This is a genomic window from Parazoarcus sp. PS-13 R2A, assembly GCF_057621855.1.
The window spans coordinates 191,058-210,871 of sequence record NZ_JBYEXN010000002.1 but is presented as its reverse complement, the minus strand read 5'-3'; the positions used below and the strand labels follow the sequence as shown (position 1 = coordinate 210,871).

Genomic DNA, 19,814 nt, shown 5'->3' with positions numbered 1-19,814 from the left:
GATTTGTGAAAGAATATGAACAGACCATCCCCTCCCCGCCAGCCATGACCATCGACGAACCGCTCGCTCCCCAGCACCACGTCATCGTCGTCGAGGACGACGAGATCACGCGGATCAAGATCAGCGCCTATTTCGAGAAGGCGGGCTACAGGGTGAGCCAAGCGGCCAGCGCCAAGGACATGCGTGCGGTGATGGCAGTCGATCCGGCCGACGTCGTCCTGCTCGACATCAACCTGCCAGGCGAGGATGGCCTGTCGCTGACGCGCGAACTGCGCCACGAATCGAACCTCGGCATCGTGCTGGTCACCGGCCGTACCGACGCAATCGATCGCGTCGTGGGCCTGGAGATGGGTGCAGACGACTACGTCACCAAGCCGTTCGAACCGCGCGAACTGCTCGCACGCGTCAAGAACCTGCTGTGGCGCATGGCAGCGGCGCACAAGACTCCGTCCGACGAAGGCAGCAAGGGGCGGGTTCGCTTCGGTGCATGCAGCTTCGATATCGAGGGACGCAACCTCACCGTGCGGGGAGAGCCGGTGCGCCTGACCCGCGCCGAGTACGAGATGCTCGTGTCACTGGCCAGCGCGCCCAGGCAAGTCCTGTCGCGCGACCGCCTCCTCGCCCGCATCAGCCATCGCGGCGACACCCCCAGCGACCGCACCGTCGATGTCCTGATCAAGCGCCTGCGGCAGAAAATCGAAGCCGACCCGAAAACACCCGAACACATCGTGACTGTTCACGGCGAGGGGTATCTGTTCTCGCCGTAGTGCGGTGGCAGTGCCGGACTGCTCGCATCGCGGCACGACCTGGTAGTCTCTCGGAAATGCATTGCGAATGTCGCAAGCGCCTGCGTTTCCAGTCACTGCCAAGATGTCCAGCACAAGCAACTACTACGATAAAAATGCCCCGCAGTTTTTCTCCAGCACGGTGGACGTCGATATGTCCGCCCTGCATGAGCGCTTTCTGGCCGGGATCCCGGCAAAGGGCCTGATCCTCGATGCAGGCTGTGGCTCGGGCCGGGACAGCCGAGCGTTTCTGAACCGCGGATACCGGGTTCGGGCGTTCGACGCCAGCGCTGCGCTATGCGAACTGGCTTCACGGCACATCGGACAGGCGGTCGAGATGCGCGGTTTCGACGAAGTCGATGAACTGCTCTGCTACGACGGCATCTGGGCGTGCGCAAGCCTGCTCCACTTGCCCGGCGTGGATATGGATGCTGCGCTGGCACGGTTGTGGGCCGCACTCAAGCCCAATGGCGTTTTCTACCTGAGCTTCAAGCTCGGAGAAGGTGAGCGGGTCCAGGACGGACGCCACTTTACCGATGCAACCGAGGCAAGGATCCGTGCCTGGATTGCGCCCTTCGCCGACCTTGCTGCAGCGGAGTGCTGGACGACACAGGATCAGCGCCCTGGACGCACCGAGCAGTGGATCAACGCGCTGATCCGCAAGCACGGGCCCGCGGCAACCAAGCTCATTGTCGGTGGCGAACGCAATCACTTCCTGCCTCACCTGTGTGCAGCAATCAGCCAGGCGGACGAGATTGACCTCGCCGTTGCCTTCATCAAGACAACGGGTCTGCGCCTGCTCTTGCCCGATCTGCGCGCTGCGCTCACCCCTCAGGAAGGTGAGGCGAAAGACAAGACGTGCGCGCCGGTGCAACTGCGCGTTGTGACCAGCGACTATCTTGACGTGACCGATCCCGAGGCACTGCGGTTGCTGATGCTGCTGAAGGAACTCGGCGCGCAGATCCGGGTATTTGAATCCGCGGGCAGCAGCTTCCACATGAAAGCCTATCTGTTCGCACATCTTCACGGCGGCAGTGAGTTACGCGGTACAGCCTTCATCGGGTCAAGCAATATCAGTCGTCAGGCGCTCAAGGATGGCCTCGAATGGAACTACCGCGTCGACTACCCGGGCGATGACGGTTTCCTTCAGGCACGCTCGCGCTTCGAGGAGCTGTTTCGGCATCCGCGCACGGTGGAGCTGACTGATTACTGGATCGATGCCTACGAGCGCCGCCGGGTTCAACTTCCGCAGGCAGTCTCGCCCGGCAGCAACGAGATGGAGCCACCTCCCGTCCCGTCCTCGATTCAGCGTGAAGCGCTGCAGGCGCTGATGGCGACGCGTATTGAAGGATACAAGCGTGGCCTGGTCGTGCTGGCCACAGGGCTCGGCAAGACATGGCTTGCCGCGTTTGATTCCGAGCAGGTGCGAGCCCGTCGCGTGCTGTTCGTCGCGCACCGAGAGGAGATTTTGCAGCAGGCCGCCGAAACCTTCCTTCGCATCCGGCCGGCGGCACGCGTGGGCTTCTATGCCGGGCAAGTACGGGACCGCGATGTCGACGTGCTCTGTGCATCCGTGCAAACGCTTGGGCGCGCAGCACACCTGGAGGTTTTTGGGCCTCAGCACTTCGACTACATCGTGATTGACGAATTTCACCACGCGGCTGCGCCGACCTATCGCCGTTTGCTTGCGTACTTCGAGCCGCGCTTTCTGCTTGGCCTGACCGCAACGCCAGACCGGACCGATCAGTCGGACATCCTCAGCCTGTGCGACGACAACCTCGTATTCACCTGCCAGCTCTTTGCCGGTATCGAGGCTGAACTGCTCGTGCCTTTCCACTACTACGGCATCTACGACGAGTCGGTCGACTACACCGGCATTCCGTGGCGCAACGGCCGTTTCGACCCCGAACAGTTGTCCAACAAGCTGGCCACCCTTGCGCGCGCACGACACGCATTGCGCCAGTGGCAGTCGCGCGCCCAGGCACGCACCCTCGCATTCTGCGTATCGATTCGGCACGCGGAATACATGGCCGAGCAATTTCAACGCGCGGGCATTCCCAGCGCTGCGGTTTACGCTGGATCAGCAATGAGTCGTGGGGATGCGCTTGAGCAGCTGGCAGAAGGCCGTTTGAAGGTCATTTTCTCGGTCGATCTGTTCAACGAGGGCGTCGACCTCCCCGCCATCGACACGGTAATGATGCTGCGCCCGACCGAGTCCAAGATCCTGTTCCTGCAGCAGCTTGGCCGCGGTCTGAGAAAGGCCGCGAACAAGGACAAGCTCGTCGTGCTCGACTTCATCGGCAACCACCACAGTTTTCTGCACAAGCCCCAGGCACTGCTGGCGGTGGGCACGAGCTATCGGCAACTGGCAGCCTTCGCACGCAAGGTCGAGAACGGGGACCTAGAATTGCCGGATGGCTGCTTCATCAACTACGACCTCCAGCTCATCGAGTTTCTGAAGTCGCTCGACAGTGACAGCGCAGCCAAGGAGTACGAGGCGCTGAAAGGCGCACTCGGCCGCCGCCCCTCACTGGCGGAGTTCTACCGCGCCGGCGTCAGCGTATCGCGCATGCGTCAGCAACATACTTCATGGTTCGAACTTGTGCTCAACAAGGGAGACTTGTCGGCCGACGAGCAAGCGGTGGTCCTGGCGCATAAACGCTTCCTACGCGAAGTCGAAAGCACAGAGATCACCAAGAGCTACAAGATGGTGCTGCTCGAAGCCCTGCAGGAGCTGAACGGCTGGCTTGTGCCGCCCACACTGTCAGCGCTTGCAGCACAGTCATGGCGGGTGCTGCAACGACGCCGTCCCTTGCTGGCAGATGTGCCGGCTGAGTTTTTGAATACCCCCGACGATGTGCCGCCGACCTGGCTACGTTATTGGAAGGATCGTCCGGTCAATGCGTGGATCGGCGGCAATCGACCAAATGGCAGCGAGACATTCTTTCGCGTAATTGATGACCGCTTCGTGCCGACATTCTCGGTTACCAAGGATCACGCATTCACACTCTCGGAGTTGGTACAGGAGTTAGTCGACTTCCGTCTTGCTGCTTACGAGGTGCGAAAGGCAAGCGCTCCGAAAGGTGGCGGCAATGTCATCCCGCTGCGCAGACCCGCGCCAGAGCGCACCGAGCTGCCCTACTTTCCGAATCTGAAAATCGCCTGCGGCCATTTCAAGACCGGCCGAGCCGATGCCGAAGAACACCGCAGCCTTGGGTCCGGCTATGGCAGCCTGGACCCTGCTCGCCACTTCATCGCACGGGCGAGCGGCAACTCGATGGACGGCGGCAAAAACCCGATCCGGGACGGCGACTATCTCCTGCTGGAGCTCATCAGCCCCGGCAGTGCCGGTTCGATCACCGGCGCGACGGTTGCCATCGAACGTGGCGACGGCACTGGAGACAACCAGTACCTGCTGCGGGTCGTCACCAAAGGGCCCGATGGGCAATACGTCCTCAGGGCCAACAACCCCGCTTACGAAGACATGGCGTCAAGCGATGAGATGCGCACGCTGGCGCGATTCAAGGCCGTCATCGCCCCCTTGGAACTCATGCATGGCGAACGCCTGATGCGGGAGGAGATTCCCGCGCTGTTTGGCGAAGCGTTCAACCCCGGCAACTGGAACAGCGGGCATGTCGTACTTGCAGACAAGAATGCGCACATCCTGCTGGTGACACTGAACAAACAAGGCAAAGCCGAGGACCACCGCTATCTGGATCACTGGATCGACGAGCACAGCTTCCACTGGCAAAGCCAGAACGCGACCACACCAGAGAGCAAGCGAGGCCGCGAGATCATCGAACATCAGAAGAAGGGGTTGGCGCTTCACCTGTTTGTGCGCGAACACAAGCTTGAAGCGGGCAAGGCAGCACCTTTCACGTATTACGGACAAGTCAGGTACGTCAGCCATACGGGCAGCGCGCCGATGAGTGTGGTGTTTGCAGTGGGGGAGTGAATCAGGATGCGGGGCACGCATCTTTGTCGGCAAGATGCGAGAGGACGACACAGGAATGTCTCGATGCGACACCCGATCCAACCTTTCTGGCGCCGAATTGGCACAAACTCGAACCGAGCCGCGCTCCGAAGCACCGCAGTGAGCGCTTCTACAAGATCGACCAGTTGCTTTGCGCACGGAAGGTGGTCACCCGTCAGTCCTTTCTCGACGAACTCGAAGTTTCCTTGGCCACCTCTTGGGGCCACCTTTCAGCACAGCAGACGACTCTACTACTTGAGGAGAGCAAGCTCTGCTTGGCCGATACACGAGACCAGGCATTTGCACGCTCGCCAGCAAGATCTCGAAACATCTTCCGGCAACTATCGCTATCATGACGTTTCAGTTTTCGTGGTCGTGCTCGTCTGACCCCGCCATAGATGGAAATTTGGCATCACATGATGTCGACCTGCGGTGAGTCTAACTTTGCCGATTCTAATTCTATTTGCCCTTGCATAAGACCTGCCCGATCGCAGGAGTGAGCGCCGAACATCTTCGACTTATGACGCAGACTCCTCAACCAAAGTGTTTGATTTTCGATCTCGAAACGATTCCGGCTCAGCAAGGCCGCCCCGCGCGCATCATCAAGGTTGGTGCGCTACGACCTGACACGGGAGACGCGCTCGAACTCAGTACTGACAAACAGCTCGACTCGGCACTACGTCGTCTCGACGAAATGGCCACAGGCGCTAGTTTCGTCCTCGGGCACAACGTCATTGAGCACGACCTGCCCTTACTACGCACCGCGGCTCCCGATCTTAGCCTCCTAAAATTACCCGAAATCGACACCCTTCGGCTCTCGCCACTGGCGTTTCCACAGAATCCATATCACCGGCTGATCAAGGATTACAAGCTTATCCGTGACAGCCTGAACTCACCGTTGGCTGACTGCAAATCGACGCTAACCCTATTTCTTGATCAGCAGCAGGCCTTTGGGCTCCTCGCACAAAGCCAGCCAGATGAGTTGCACAGTTACCAAGCGTTGGTAGCCCCCCGAATCGGCGCAGGCCTCGGCAACTTCTTTCTGTCCATCACTGGGCGCGCCCCCCTGGCCACGGCCAGTCTAGCTAGCCTGATTCCCAATCTACTGAAAGAATCAGACCCTAGTCTCAGTCGAGATCTGAAGGTATGTCGGACGCGGCTAACGCAACTCGTTGAACGAGACTTACACCAACCTGAGCTTCACTTGCCGCTAGCATACGTTCTGGCATGGCTGCGAGTATCAGGGGGCAATTCGGTCCTGGCACCATGGGTCCGCTACCAGTTCCCTGCCGTCGGGCAACTAATTCATGAGCTTCGCGACGTTCCCTGCGCAAGCGATGAGTGTCAGTATTGCCGTACGACACACAACCCGAAGCATGAGCTCAAGCGCTACTTCGGATTTGACGACTTCCGATACGAATCTGAGGGCAAGAGCGCCCAGTACGACATAGTCCTTGCGGGCATGCGCGACACGTCCGTTTTGGCCGTCCTGGCCACCGGCGGCGGAAAATCAATCTGCTATCAGTTGCCGGCACTCAGCCATTACCACCGCAATGGCAGTCTCACCATCATCATTTCGCCGCTTCAATCGCTGATGAAGGATCAGGTAGACGGTTTGCTTGCTCGCAATGTGCAATGCGCGGCTGCGCTCAATGGCCTGCTGACCATGCCCGAACGCGCGGATGTGCTGGAGAAGATCCAACTCGGCGACGTCGGCATCCTGCTCGTATCTCCTGAGCAGTTCCGGAACAAGGCGTTTCGCAAGGCCATAGCGCATCGACAGATAGGAGCGTGGATCTTTGACGAAGCGCACTGTTTATCGAAATGGGGTAACGACTTTCGACCCGATTACTTGTATGCATCCCGCTTTATTCGCGAATTTACCGGCGAAACGCTGCTTGCCCCTATAGGTTGCTTTACCGCAACGGCCAAGCAAGACGTGCTAGAGGACATCCAACAGCATTTTCACGAGGAACTTGGGATACGTTTCGCGTCCTTCATCGGGACCCCCGAACGACCCAATCTCCATTTCGAGGTTTTCCCTGTTAGTGCTGGGGAGAAATTCGCACGGGTACATCAGCTCCTCGACGACGAATTGGGCACCCAGGATGGTGGAGCGGTCGTTTTCGTGGCTAGCCGAAAGAAGGCCGAAGATCTTGCAGATTTCCTGATAGGCCAAAACTGGCGTTGCCAATTCTTCCATGCGGGACTACAGCCGCACGAGAAGAAGGATATTCAGGACGAATTCAAGGAAGGCAGCCTGCGCGCAATTGTTGCGACCAACGCCTTCGGGATGGGCGTAGACAAGCAGGACGTACGTCTGGTGGTTCACGCCGACATCCCTGGCTCGCTAGAGAATTACCTGCAAGAGGCTGGTCGCGCCGGACGGGACCAAGCCGATGCTCGCTGTGTCCTGCTATACGACGCACATGACATCGAGACCCAGTTTGGTCTCAGTGAGCGCTCACGCCTCAGCCAACGCGACATCCAGCAGATACTCGCAAAGCTGCGGTTCGAAAGCACTCGGCGCAAGGGCGGGCAACTGGTCATCACCGCCGGCGAGATCCTCCAGGACGATACGGTCCAGACCAGCTTCGAAGCTGACGACCGCGACGCTGAGACTAAGGTAGTCACTGCCATCGCTTGGTTGGAGCGCGGGCAGTATCTACGCCGCGAGGAGAATCATACAAAGGTCTTCCCCGCCCGCCTCAACCTCAAGGCAGAGGAAGCCGAAGCCAAGCTACAGAATGCACAACTCCCTGCGAGGCGGCTCGAAGAATTCCGCGCAATTTTGCGTTTCCTTTACACCGCAGCGGCTGACGAACGGATCAATACTGATCAGTTGATGTTACTCACTGGGCAGACCAACGAAGAAATCACCGGAGCGCTCAAACAGCTTGAAAATCTCGGCCTATTAGAAAACGACTCACAGCTTACGTTGTATCTTCGGCACGGTGTCGCCGGCTCCTCAGCCGATCGGCTTCGACAGACTCTGCAGCTTGAGGACGCCCTATTCAGTGAACTCCGTGTGCGGGCGCCCGATGCAGACCACAGCGGATGGCAGGATATCGCCCTACCGCCGCTCACCGCGCAGTTAAGGTCACATTGCGACATGCCTGACCTGCTTCCCGTGCACGTTCTCCGACTGCTCCGCAGCCTGGCTCAAGATCGCGACGGTGAAAGCCAGCAGCGAAGCAGTTTCGAACTTCGCCAACTAAGTCGAGATTACATGAAGCTGCGCATTCGTGGTGGTTACACCTGGGGTCAGATTCAACGCCTCGGTGACCGCAGACGTGCAATCACCGCCAGGGTACTGCCCTTTCTGATCGAAAAAATTCCGGCAGGCCTCCGAGGAAAAGATCTTCTCGTCAGTACGACATTCGGCGAGCTCCTTCAGGTGGTATCTGCCGATCTCGAGCTAAACGCTACGATCAAACCCGAGCAACGCAACAAAGCGATCGAGCACGTACTCCTCTACCTCCACCAGCAGGAAGTGCTCACTCTGAACCACGGCATGACCGTGATGCGTCGTGCGATGGCAATCGAGATCAACCCAGCGAAGCAGGGCCAGCGCTATCTGAAGGACGACTTTCAAAAATTGGACGAACACTACCGAGAGAAACGCATCCAAGTCCACGTGATACGCGAGTATGCAGAACTCGCTTTGCACGAGATGGCGGACGCACTTCGCTTGGTCATGCGCTACTTCACCACGAGCAAACAGGAATTCTTGCGGCTTTACTTTGCCGGCAAGGAAGACGTACTGAAACTGGCAACCAGTGAAGCTTCGTGGAAAGCAATTCTGAACGGGCTGAATCCAACGCAGAAGACCATCGTCACTGACCATGACGATAGCAACCGGCTGATCCTGGCAGGCCCGGGTTCGGGAAAAACGCGCGTTGTCGTCCATCGCATCGCCTACCTCCTGCGTGTTCGCCGCGTACCGGCAAGCTCCATTATCGCCCTGACCTTCAATCGTCATGCCGCCAACGAGATTCGCAAGCGGCTTAGCGATCTCGTCGGCAACGACGCCTGGGGCCTGACGGTTCTGACTTACCATGCAATGGCCATGCGGCTAACCGGGACGAGCTATACCCGGCGCGATAAAATTGAGGAAGCCGAACTAGACTCGGTGCTTGACCGGGCGGCAGACCTCTTAGAGGGCAAGGCACTTGTCGACGGAGAGGACGATCTCCGCGAACGCCTTTTGCGGGGTTACCGATATATCCTGGTTGACGAGTATCAGGACATAGACGACCGCCAATACCGCCTCGTCAGTGCCCTCGCAAAACGCCACAGTGACAACGATTCTGATCTGTGCATCCTTGCCGTCGGCGACGATGACCAGAACATCTACCAATGGCGTGGCGGTAACAACCGCTACATTGAGCGCTACCGCGAAGAATACGCAGCCGAAATCAGCTATCTGGTTGAGAATTACCGCTCCAGTCGCACGATCATTGCGGCATCCAACCAACTCATCGAACAGAACTCTAACCGCCTAAAAGCCGACCATCCTATCCGCATTAACGGCCAACGTGACGCCTTACCGTCCGGCGGAAACTGGCAAGCGCTCGATCACCAGCGTGCCGGAAGCGTCACGTGCATCCGCCTGCCTGATGCCGACCGCGCCACCGGAAACATCCAGGCACAGGCCGTCACAACGGAACTGGCCCGCCTGCGCGCACTCGAGAATCGTAGCGACTGGCTCGGCTGCGCGGTGCTCGCACGCAGTCATCGCTATCTTTGGCCACTACAAGCCTGGTGCGAACTCCACAAGGTTCCGTACTTCCTGGCTGCCGACAAGCAAAGCGCCCTTCCACTTACACGGCAGCGCGGCTTCATCTGCGCAGTCGAGCTCCTTCGCTCGACTGAAGAACCCTCGCTTGACATCGACTCGATCGTCACGAAACTGGGTGACATTCAACTTGATGCCCAATGGCGAGCCTTTTTCGAAGTCGCTTGCGAACAACTCAGGGGCGAATTCGGGGCCTGCCAACTCGCGATAACGACGTTGATCGACTGGCTATACGACTACGCACGGGAAATTCGCCAACAGCCTAAGCAGGGACTCTTCCTCGGAACGATTCATTCTGCCAAAGGACTAGAGTTCCGACATGTCGTCCTCCTCGATGGTGACTGGACTCCGAAAGCGGACAGGCTGGAAGAAGACCGACGCTTGTACTACGTTGGCATGACCCGCGCAGAAGAAACCCTTACCCTATGTGAGTTTTCATCCGGTAACGTATTCTCGCAGTCAATCGTCGGATCGCTGACGGCTCAGGAGTTCTCCGGGCACCACGACCCAGAGCTGGACATTCAATACCAAACGCTCAGCCTTAAGGATATTGATATCGGTTATCCTGGCCGATTCACTGCGGAAGCACCCATCCACGATGCGATTCGCCGAATTGAACCGGGAGCTCGCCTGGAGTTCGAAAAGAACGGCGAGCGCTATGCAATCAAGAGCAACGGACACATCCTGGGGAGAACATCCAAATCCTTCCAGTTGGAATTAGACGAACCGGTATGCGAGGTTGCCGGCATCGTTACCCGCTTCGCCGAAGACAACGAGAAAGGGTTCCAAGGATCAACTAAGTGTGCGCGTTGGGAGATCGTGGTGCCGAGGATCAAAGGCTACAGGATCTAGCAAGATTGAAGCGCCCCGGGTTTGATGGAGGCTCCAACTCTTGAGAAGATGGAGCCATGAACAAGTCAAACAAGTTTCCCCCTGAGGTACGCGAACGTGCGGTGCGGATGGTGCAGGAGCATCGCGGCGAATACCCCTCTCTATGGGTCGCCGTAGAGTCGATTGCCCCAAAGATCGGCTGCGTACCCCAGACGCTGCTGGACTGGGTCAAGCGCTACGAGGTGGATTCGGGAGTGCGCGATGGGGTAACGACGGCAGAGGCGCAGCGCGTGAAGGAGTTGGAGCGAGAGGTGAAGGAGTTACGCCGGGCCAACGAGATTTTGAAACTGGCCAGCGCGTTTTTCGCCCAGGCGGAGCTCGACCGCCGACTCAAGTCCTGAGGGATTTCGTCGACGCGCACCGCAGCACCTTCGGGGTCGAGCCGATCTGCAGGGTTCTGCAGATTGCCCCAACCGGCTACCGGCGACATGCATCGTTTCGGCGTGCGCCGCACTGACGCTGCGCTCGCGTACAACGGGACGAAGCACTGATGCCGCAGATCGAGCGCGTCTGGCAGGCCAACATGCAGGTCTACGGGGCAGACAAGATCTGGCGCCAATTGGCGCGCGAGGGCGTTGAGATTGCCCGTTGCACTGTCGAGCGATTGATGCGGCGACAGGGGCTGCGAGGCGTCCTGCGCGGCAAGGTGGTCCGTACAACCATCGGTGACAGCAAGGCCCAATGCCCGCTGGACAAGGTCAATCTTCAAGTCCGGGCAGAGCGACCCAACCAGCTCTGGGTGTCGGACTTTACGTACGTATCAACCTGGCGAGGGTGGTTGTACATGGCTTTCGTCATTGACGTGCTTGCCCGGCGGATCGTCGGCTGGCGTGTGAGCAGTTCGATGCGCACGGACTTCGTACTCGATGCACTTGAACAGGCTCTTTATGCTCGCCAACCAGACCGCCAAGACGCATTGATTCATCATTCGGACCGCGGGTCGCAATATATCTCCAATCGCTATACCGAGCGTCTTGCGGAAGCAGGCATGGAGCCGTCGGTCGGCAGCAGGGGCGACAGCTATGATACTCAGTTGCTCGAGGCAGGCCTTGGCCGCCGTTTGCTGCGAAAAGCGCCGGTTAAGGCCGGCGTTCGAGCGAACGGTGACGACAAAGGGTGACCGATTGCGAATGCTGCTTGAAGAAACACGCGACGACATGCCGTACTCCACGTTGGGAGTACCGTATAGGCAACATGCGGGGGGATGGCGCGAAAATGTTTCGCGGCGGACTTTGCGTCAAATTTTTGACGCAAAAATGGAGCAAACCCTTCCGGATTTTGCTCCATTTTGCCGCAGTTCAAACCATAAATCTATGATTTGACGGGAATTTTTGGTCGGGGAAAGAGGATTCGAACCTCCGGCCCCTGCGTCCCGAACATCTTCCGGACACTTGCTGGCAACGGCACTCAGTTTTTAAAGCCCACAAAATCAGTGGGTTACTATGCAACAACGTGCACCAACATGCAACAAAACGAAGACTTTTTTGGAGCAATGGCGCAAAAATGACGCAAAATTCATTCCATTGACATATACAAAACGGATGCACAGAACATCATTGGCATAACCCAAGATTGGCATGGATTTCGCATTTTTGCGATCCCACTTTCGTCACCACAGTTCGTTCGAGCATGCACACAAAGTCTACCTATACTCGACTTTGAAGCACACCTCGAAATCCATGACCGTACCGTACGTTCCCATCACGAAAGAAGCGGCCGCCAGTATCCTGTCGGTATCGAAACGAACCATCGACAACTGGCTCGCCGACGGCACCATCGTAGAGCCCTACGCTATCGGTAGGCGGGTCTATTGGCACCCGGATGTCTTCTATCGGTGGCTGAACGAACGCCTTGGCGTTACGGCCACGAATGCTGTCCGCGCCGAAGACCAGACAGACGCATCCAGCCTCAAGAAAGTGGGACGACCGCGAACCAAGTCCATCTCCGTAAATTAGGCGGGGTCAGCCGTGGTCGTGAAAATCATTGCTCGAGCAAAATCCGCCCCCTTTGGTACCTGGCCCAGAGCTACGTCGGCACGGGCGGTACCACCACGTTTTACCTGATCCGCCCCATGGGCGAGCAAACGAAACCCGACTGGGAAACCGCAAGCACGCGCTGGGTAAGCTTCGATGAGGCACCAGACCTGATCCGACTCACGCAGGTGATTGCGGGTCGAAAGCGGGATCTGCAAATTCAGGCGGATGCGAGGCTGATCTATGAATCGCGCTAGACGTTTGACGATGAGCTGCCACCGAACGGCATTTAATGAAAAACTAATGCCTTTCGTCACCTCCTCTCGTCAGGGATCAGAAGATGCAAGTGATTGCTGGAAAGCTTGTCGGAGACAACCTATACGTCCATCGCCTCTGTCTGTCCCACCTACCAGACGAAGTGCGTGAGCAGGTCGAACGAGCTCAATCTATCGCCCCAGAAGCCTTTGCTGCCGCGAATATATTAAAGATTGACCAGCATAAGCACACGGTCTCCCTTCTCCACTACCCCGCCTTTTTCGAAGAGCCGTTTCCGGTCCTCTCGGAAGCTTGGAAACTCCATCTCGACAGCGAGCGCGTTACTTATCGTTCGTATGCCGAGTCACTCAATCCGCCAATCCTGCACCGCAAGGAGCTTCTGCTTCCCGCAGACTACCCTGGACGAGATATCTTCGCGGAGCTGACGAAGCAGGCAGAGCAACTAGGGCTATTTGGAGATAACCACCTAATCGGATTCAAGCGGTCATGGGAACAGAAGATCCGTGATACCGGCTACTACCTCGACGGCCATAGCTTGCAGCCACTAGGTAACGACGTCACGAACACCGAACAGGATAGCCCTTTTGGTCCAACGACCACCGAGGTCCAGCGCCATCGGACGGCCCTGAGTCGAGCAGGCCTATCGGCACCGATACAGGCGCTTGCAAGGCACGGGCTGCTTGGCGACAACACCGCCCTTTTCGATTACGGCTGCGGTCGTGGTGACGACATCGTCGCCCTGCGCGCGAACGGTGTCGTCGCGAACGGCTGGGATCCATACTTTGCGCCGAACAGCGAGAAGCTCAGGGCGGATATCGTTAACCTCGGATTCGTCATCAACGTGATCGAAGACTTCGACGAGCGGATAGCGGCTCTCCGTGGTGCGTACTCTCTCGCCGATCAGCTGCTCGTCGTGTCCGCCATGCTCTATGGCAGCGCTCCTCCGCCAGGCAAGCCTTATCGCGACGGCTATCTAACTGGACGGCAAACCTTCCAGAAGTACTTCAACCAGAACGAATTAAAGGAGTTCGTCGAATCTGTCCTCGATAGCGAAGCAATCGCGGTTGGTCCCGGCATCATGTTTGTGTTCTCAGACAAACAGGCAGAACAACGTTTTCTTTACGGCCGTCAACGTAGTCATCACGCACTCAAGCTCTTGGGATACCGCCGTGCGGAAGCATCCACCAATAGAAAACCATCACGGCTTTCAAACCGAGAAAGGCAACTCACTGAACACCCCGAATTGATCGATGCGCTGTGGAACACAATGCTGACACTCGGGCGAACGCCAGAGCGGAGCGAATTTGCAAACCAGGCCGCCTGTGTTGAGGCATTCGGGTCATGGGGACGCGCGGTTCGATTCGTGCTCGATGTAAAGGACTCAGCGGAGCTAGCGCTCGCAGCGGAAGAACGGCGGTCCGACCTGCTCGTTTACCTCGCGCTCCAGCTATTCTCGAAGCGAAAACAATATCGCCACCTCGATGAGCGCTTACAGCGCGACATCAAAGCGCACTTTGGCGACTACCAAAAAGCCATCTCATCCGCGCAAGCGATGCTTCTTAGCGTTGCAGAGCCCTCAGTCCTAGATGCAGCATGCCGAGCAGCGCAGGCAAAAGGACTTGGCTACTACGTCGAAAGTGACTTCTTGCAGCTACACGCCTCACTGATCGAGCGTCTTCCCGCAGTTCTTCGGGCATACGTGGGCTGTGGCTTGATCCTCTATGGCGATCTTGACGACATCAACCTTGTCAAGATTCACATCCGCTCAGGGAAGCTCACCCTGATGAAATTTGATGATTTCGACGGACACCCGATCCCTCTCATGACAAAGCGGGTCAAGATCCGGCTGCGTGACCAAGAAATCGACTTCTTTGAGTATGGCTCACCCCATGAGCCTCCGCCTCTGTACTTTAAGTCCCGTTACCTTAACGAGGACAACCCAATGTTCGAGCAACAAGTTCAATTCGACGAGCAGCTGGAAGCCCTCGAACTCTTTTCTCCCGAGGATTACGGCCCCTCCCTTGCACAGCTCGACGAAGCTCTGGCATCACGGCGCCTTGAGGTCGGCGCTTTCAGAATCGCGCCATCGTCAACGATCCCAGATCTAGACGCAGCGTGTGGCGCTCACCTCTCATTCAGGCAACTCATCGAGTGTGGGGAGACCTGGGAGCGAACGAGGATGGATAACGTACCCACACATGCGGCCACTTTCAATGCACTACATGCACTAGCAACCAAAGTATTGGATCCGATCATCGACTACTTCGGAATGATCCACCTGACCTATGGCTTTGCGTCCGCAGCACTGGTTAAAGAGATCTCGGCCCGTATCGCACCGCGGCTAGACCAACACGCTGGTCACGAACTAAATCGCACAGGCAAACCCATTTGCCCACGCCTTGGAGCCGCTGTCGACTTCCTGGTTGAGGACGAAGACATGCTTGAAGTTGCCAAATGGATCACACAAAATATTCCATTCGATAGGTTATACATCTACGGCCCAGAGCGCCCCATTCATATCAGCTACGGTCCAGAAATGGCGGGCCACATCGTTATCATGAGCCCATCACCGATTACTGGACGGCTGGTACCCAGAAAGCTGACGCCGACAAAACTTGCCGACTTTGAGTGGAACGCCTGTAGCTAGTCCAAAACTTTCGTTTTTTGCAGTATGCACCAATAACAAGAGCTGAGACGATGGATATTAAGAATCTTCTAAATGATATTGCGGCTGAGGTTGCAACGGAAACAGCCCAAAGCATGTCAGCTGAGGACCGCATCTACCATGCTGTCGCCCAAAGACTCCTGATGCTCGAACGTGATCTCCTCGGACCCGGCACCCCGAAGCCACAAGACGCCCGAGTTGAGCGCTTGCTTGACGCGATCGAGAAGGAGAATTTCTGATGTTTCTCCAACGTGTGTCACTCAGGAATTTTCGCGGCTTCTACGGCGACCAGTCCATCGACTTCGCAGCACTCGGCGTAAACTCAGTCACCGTCATCCATGGTGAGAATGGGGCCGGTAAGACAAACTTGCTGAACGCAATCTTCTGGTGCCTGACGGGAGAGTTCACCCCGCGGCTCTCAAACCCAGAACTGCTCCTAAATAAGGCTGCAAGAGATGAAGACAAGGAAGCTGAATGCTTTGTAGAGGTCACATTCAAACATGAAGAAAAGCAGTATCTTGCCCGCCGGACAGTGACGGGTCGCGGCCTATCTTCGCTTGAGGTCCTGCCACTGGATGACGGCTTTGGAAAGCCCTTCACCAACTCTCAGCAGTTTCTCGAAAAGATCATTCCAAAGGGTCTATCTCGCTGGTTCTTCTTCGACGCCGAGGCGATCGGCGAGCTCGAGCTCTCGGGCAGCACGCAGTTCCGCCAGGAATTGAGGAAGGTCCTCGGCTTCGAGTTGGTCGACCGCCTTCTCGAAGATCTCGACCGCTGCCTCAGCAAGAAGCAGAGCAGCCTGGCAAAGGCCGTCAATTCAAAAGAACTCGATGCCATCCAAGAAGCACGCGAGAAGATCGAGCACGTACTTCCAGCGCAGCGCGACAAGGCGAAAGCCCTTGAGCAGCAGCTTGCGATCGCTGATGCCCGTGTTTCCAAGCTCGAGGGCGAGCTTCGCAACCTGCCGAAGAGCAAGCCATTGCAGGACAGTCGCAGCAGGCTGGAAGCACGGCGGAAGCACTGCGTCGCGAACAAGAAGGAGCTCCAAGACAGGATCGCACGTTACGTCGGCGACTCGGCCCCTTCTGTGCTCATCGCCTCAATGGCGGCGCCGTTTCAGGACCAGCTCCACCTCAAGGAGAACTCAGGGCGACTGCCCGCCCCCTTCAGTGAGCAACTTGTCGAGGACATCCTCCGCGACGCGACCTGCGTTTGCGGAAGGCCGGTCGATCATGGTTCATGCGAAGAGGCGAAGATCAAGAGCCTAATGCGCAGCGCATCGACAACAGCATTCAACCAGCGTGTCCGAGCGATTCAGTACCTGCTTAAGGACATCGAGGCAACCAGAGAGACCTATGGCACATCGCTCGCCGACCTACAGCGGCGGGTCGAAACAAACGACACGGATATCGCCGAGATTGATGATCAGCTGAAGGACATCAAACGTCAGCTCGAGCTCATTGACGAAGACTCGATCAAGACGCTGGAGCGCGAACGAAGCGCAGCTGCGACTGAAGCGCGTCAACTTTCCCAACAGCTCGCTGTCATCAACGACCAGGTGACCAAGAACGAGGCGCGCTTGCGTGACCTAAAGCTTCAATATGAAAGCACCGCCAAGAAGCTCGGCCACGGCGACGCAGTCAAAAAGCAGATCGACAAGATCAAGCGACTCAGTGACTACATAGCAGGCACACTCAAAAAGCAGGAACTCCGCGCGCTCAACTTGCTGCAAATCGAGCTCAACCGGATTCTGACGAACTACATGACCAAGCATTACAGCGCACGCATCAACCCGAGGACCTACGAAGTCGAGCTACTCGACGCTCGAGGTCGGGACGTGGGTCGGAGCACAGGTGAAGGTCAAGTGCTCAAGTTCGCCTTCATCACAGCGGTGGTTGCACTTGCGGGCCGCAAAACACAAGAGAAAATCGAGTTTCTGGCCGAACCAACCGTCGCACCGCTCGTCCTCGACGCGCCCTTCTCGGCGCTCGACCCAGAATACCAAGGTTCCGTTGCCGAGAACCTGGCTAACCAATCCACGCAGCTGGTTCTGCTGATCTCCTCCGCCGCTTGGGGCGATGCAGTTGCAGCGGCCCTCGAGCGCCATGTCGGCAAGCGCTACTTAATCGTATCCAGACAGCAAGGGCCTCGCGGCAACAAGCCCGTCAAAACCATGCGTATCAACGATCGGGTCCTTACGCTCAACGAATACGACGCCGAGCGAGACGAATCCGTCATCCTGGAGTTCTGACCATGTCCCAGCAAAGTCTTTTTACGGCTGGCAAAACGATCTACTGGCCAGCCGAGTTCGCCGACCTAGTGAGCATGCTCAAAGGGCAGGACTCACTCGGCAAGCCTTCTCATCCTGCGCTGTACTCCTTCAACACGGGGCCTATCGTCCTCGCAGCCATAATCGGCCTCATTCATGATCGCGAGCGCGACGTCGGCCCTCAGCGCCTTGAGATTAGCGTCGACATCTTCGAGCGGCAGAAGCTGGTCAACTCCTCGCTTGCCAGCTTCATCCTGCTCATACCGCTGATCGGCACGAACGATCTCGAGTTGCTGCGGCCAGAGCGTGAAGACGAGCTTCTGGGCAAGTTCCAGCGCTATGCCGCAGGAGGGCTGGAGTATCTGCGCGGTGCGATGTCACGCTCCTCCGACTCGACTGGTTACACGGTCATCAAAACTGAAGTTGAACGTGCCTTGAACTTCGTTCCGCGCATTCGTAATGCTAATCTGCAAGTCGACGAAGATGAGGAGATCAAGATCTAAAAATGCTTCGTTCAGGCAAAGGCCGAGGGAGAAGAAGCCCATGGAACGTGATGCGACAATTCAAAAACTGAAAAGCCGTGCTCCGGTAATCACTCAAGTGACAGCCACTGAAGACATGGGCTTCGAGTTCTCAGCAGTTGTCCCCAACGGAGTGATCCACGCTGAGCCAGGAATGCTTTTGGGCTATTCTAGAGGCAGATGGCCACCCGATGAATGGGAGGGAAAGTCTGGAGAAGAGACTGATCAGTTGCTGAGAGACTTTTTACTCGATACCGCATGGCAGGTGAAAGCGTGGGAGGATCTGAGTGATGAAGACCTTGAGCAGTGGCTTGAAGACGTGATAGATATCAGCTCAGATTGAGCACTATAGGAACAGAACTTTGAGCCTACAAAGCAGCCGTCACGCATAAACTGAAACTGACGCTCACGTTTGTCTCACACTCAAGAAAGCATGCGGATACGCTCTGCCACTGCTCCCCAGTCGATATCGGGCGTCATGTGACACCAACTGATGCGGACACAGGCATTCGCTTCATCATCTGTCATCCCCATCGCCTTAAGCACATGACTCGGCGTGTAGCTCGCCGACGTGCAGGCTGAGCCATTAGAGATCGCGATTAAGTCCTTCAGCGCCACAATCAGCGCTTCGGAATCTAGCCCCCGAAAAGCCACGTTCAGCACGTGCGGCATCACACGTGTCTGCTCGCCTGTCAGCCTGAAGTTCAACCCGCTAAACGCACCCAGCGCGACCTCTCGAATGGTCTTGCAGCGCGCAAACCGTGTTGACTGGGTCCGCACCGCCAGCTCTGCAGCCTCACCAAGTGCAACGATTAACGCCACGGGCAGCGTACCTGGGCGAAGCCCTCGTTCTTGTCCGCCGCCATATACCAGCGGCTTGAGCGGAACCCGCTCATACCCCCGCCGTCGTATGATTAGCGCTCCAACCCCCTTCGGTGCAAAGACCTTGTGACCGCTCACGCTGATCATGTCGATACGCGGGTCACGAAGGCTTTCCAGATCCTTGCCAAATCCCTGCGCAGCATCAGTATGGAAGTACACGGGATGTCCTTCGAGCACGCTCGCGAGCTCCTTCAGTGGCTGCAGGACGCCCGTTTCGTTATTCGCTTGCATAACTGACACGAGCAAGGTGTCGTCTCGCAGCACGGCCTTGAGCGCATCCGGCTCGACGTACCCCCCCGCCCCTACTGCCAAGCGAGTCACCTCGAAGCCGTCTCGCTCCAGAGCCTCAAAGGGATCCAGCACAGCCTTGTGCTCGATCGCTGTCGTAATCAGGTGTTTGCGGCCCTTCGCATGGCCGGCCTCTCGTAAACCGAGAATCGCCAGGTTGTTGCTCTCGGTCGCGCCACTGGTGAAGATCACTTCGTCCCGTGTTGCTCCGACCACCGCCCCCACTTGGTCACGAGCTCGCTGGACGGCCTGCTTCGCACGCGCACCATACTCATGTGTGCGACTGCCCTCGTTACCAAACTCATCAGTCAGGTAGTGCATGAGCACTTCACGCACCTCTGGATCCAGAGGCGTGGTGGCATTGCAGTCCAAATAAACAGGCTTCAAGGGAGTCCCCATCTGTACGTTAAACATTGAACGCTTAACAAACTTCACGTAGAATTTCACCATACATTCCACGCAACCAAGGCCGGATTTTAGCCCTCACGCGAGT

General features: G+C 57.3%; 9 protein-coding genes, 1 pseudogene and 1 other annotated feature. Of the genes and pseudogenes, 9 read left to right on the top strand and 1 reads right to left on the bottom strand.

Going from position 1 to position 19,814, the window contains the following annotated elements; genetic code table 11:
* Positions 1-5 precede the first annotated feature (5 nt).
* From torR to AC22G6_RS02825, 9 genes and pseudogenes are all read left to right on the top strand, one after another.
* Entirely contained in the window at positions 6-767 is a 762-nt protein-coding gene (gene torR / locus AC22G6_RS02865) for a two-component system response regulator TorR (protein ID WP_487365536.1), read from the top strand.
* Positions 768-939: 172 nt separating this feature from the next.
* Positions 940-4,740 (top strand): DUF3427 domain-containing protein, encoded by a 3,801-nt coding sequence (locus AC22G6_RS02860; RefSeq protein ID WP_487365535.1) that lies wholly within the window; start codon positions 940-942, stop codon positions 4,738-4,740.
* Positions 4,741-5,254: 514 nt separating this feature from the next.
* Entirely contained in the window at positions 5,255-10,408 is a 5,154-nt protein-coding gene (locus AC22G6_RS02855) for a RecQ family ATP-dependent DNA helicase (RefSeq protein WP_487365534.1), read from the top strand.
* Between the two features lie 56 nt (positions 10,409-10,464).
* Positions 10,465-11,531 (top strand): annotated as a pseudogene (locus tag AC22G6_RS02850) (IS3 family transposase); the annotation flags it as partial.
* Positions 10,743-10,859 (top strand) — a sequence feature (AL1L pseudoknot). Its footprint overlaps the pseudogene before it by 117 nt.
* Positions 11,532-12,760: 1,229 nt before the next feature.
* A complete protein-coding gene (locus AC22G6_RS02845) occupies positions 12,761-15,343 on the top strand; it encodes a DNA phosphorothioation-associated putative methyltransferase (RefSeq protein WP_487365533.1) in 2,583 nt (860 codons plus the stop codon).
* A 50-nt stretch (positions 15,344-15,393) separates the two neighbouring features.
* Positions 15,394-15,600 carry a hypothetical protein gene (locus tag AC22G6_RS02840; protein ID WP_487365532.1) on the top strand — a complete coding sequence of 69 codons (207 nt, stop codon included), beginning with the start codon at positions 15,394-15,396 and terminating at the stop codon, positions 15,598-15,600.
* Complete coding sequence (locus AC22G6_RS02835) at positions 15,600-17,612, top strand: AAA family ATPase (protein WP_487365531.1); 2,013 nt, start codon at positions 15,600-15,602, stop codon at positions 17,610-17,612. Before AC22G6_RS02840 ends, AC22G6_RS02835 begins: the two co-directional genes overlap by 1 nt.
* A 2-nt stretch (positions 17,613-17,614) precedes the next feature.
* Positions 17,615-18,133 carry a hypothetical protein gene (locus AC22G6_RS02830; protein WP_487365530.1) on the top strand — a complete coding sequence of 173 codons (519 nt, stop codon included), beginning with the start codon at positions 17,615-17,617 and terminating at the stop codon, positions 18,131-18,133.
* A gap of 40 nt (positions 18,134-18,173) precedes the next feature.
* Complete coding sequence (locus AC22G6_RS02825) at positions 18,174-18,494, top strand: hypothetical protein (RefSeq protein ID WP_487365529.1); 321 nt, start codon at positions 18,174-18,176, stop codon at positions 18,492-18,494.
* Positions 18,495-18,574: 80 nt separating this feature from the next.
* On the opposite strand, the gene dndA is transcribed toward AC22G6_RS02825, so the two are convergent.
* Complete coding sequence (gene dndA / locus AC22G6_RS02820) at positions 18,575-19,768, bottom strand: cysteine desulfurase DndA (protein ID WP_487365528.1); 1,194 nt, start codon at positions 19,766-19,768, stop codon at positions 18,575-18,577.
* Positions 19,769-19,814 lie beyond the last annotated feature (46 nt).

Coding starts and splice junctions, on each gene's coding strand:
- AC22G6_RS02860 (WP_487365535.1), top strand. CDS start 940: ATGTCCGCCCTGCATGAGCGCTTTCTGGCCGGGATCCCGGCAAAGGGC.
- AC22G6_RS02845 (WP_487365533.1), top strand. CDS start 12,761: ATGCAAGTGATTGCTGGAAAGCTTGTCGGAGACAACCTATACGTCCAT.
- AC22G6_RS02840 (WP_487365532.1), top strand. CDS start 15,394: ATGGATATTAAGAATCTTCTAAATGATATTGCGGCTGAGGTTGCAACG.
- AC22G6_RS02835 (WP_487365531.1), top strand. CDS start 15,600: ATGTTTCTCCAACGTGTGTCACTCAGGAATTTTCGCGGCTTCTACGGC.
- AC22G6_RS02830 (WP_487365530.1), top strand. CDS start 17,615: ATGTCCCAGCAAAGTCTTTTTACGGCTGGCAAAACGATCTACTGGCCA.
- AC22G6_RS02825 (WP_487365529.1), top strand. CDS start 18,174: ATGGAACGTGATGCGACAATTCAAAAACTGAAAAGCCGTGCTCCGGTA.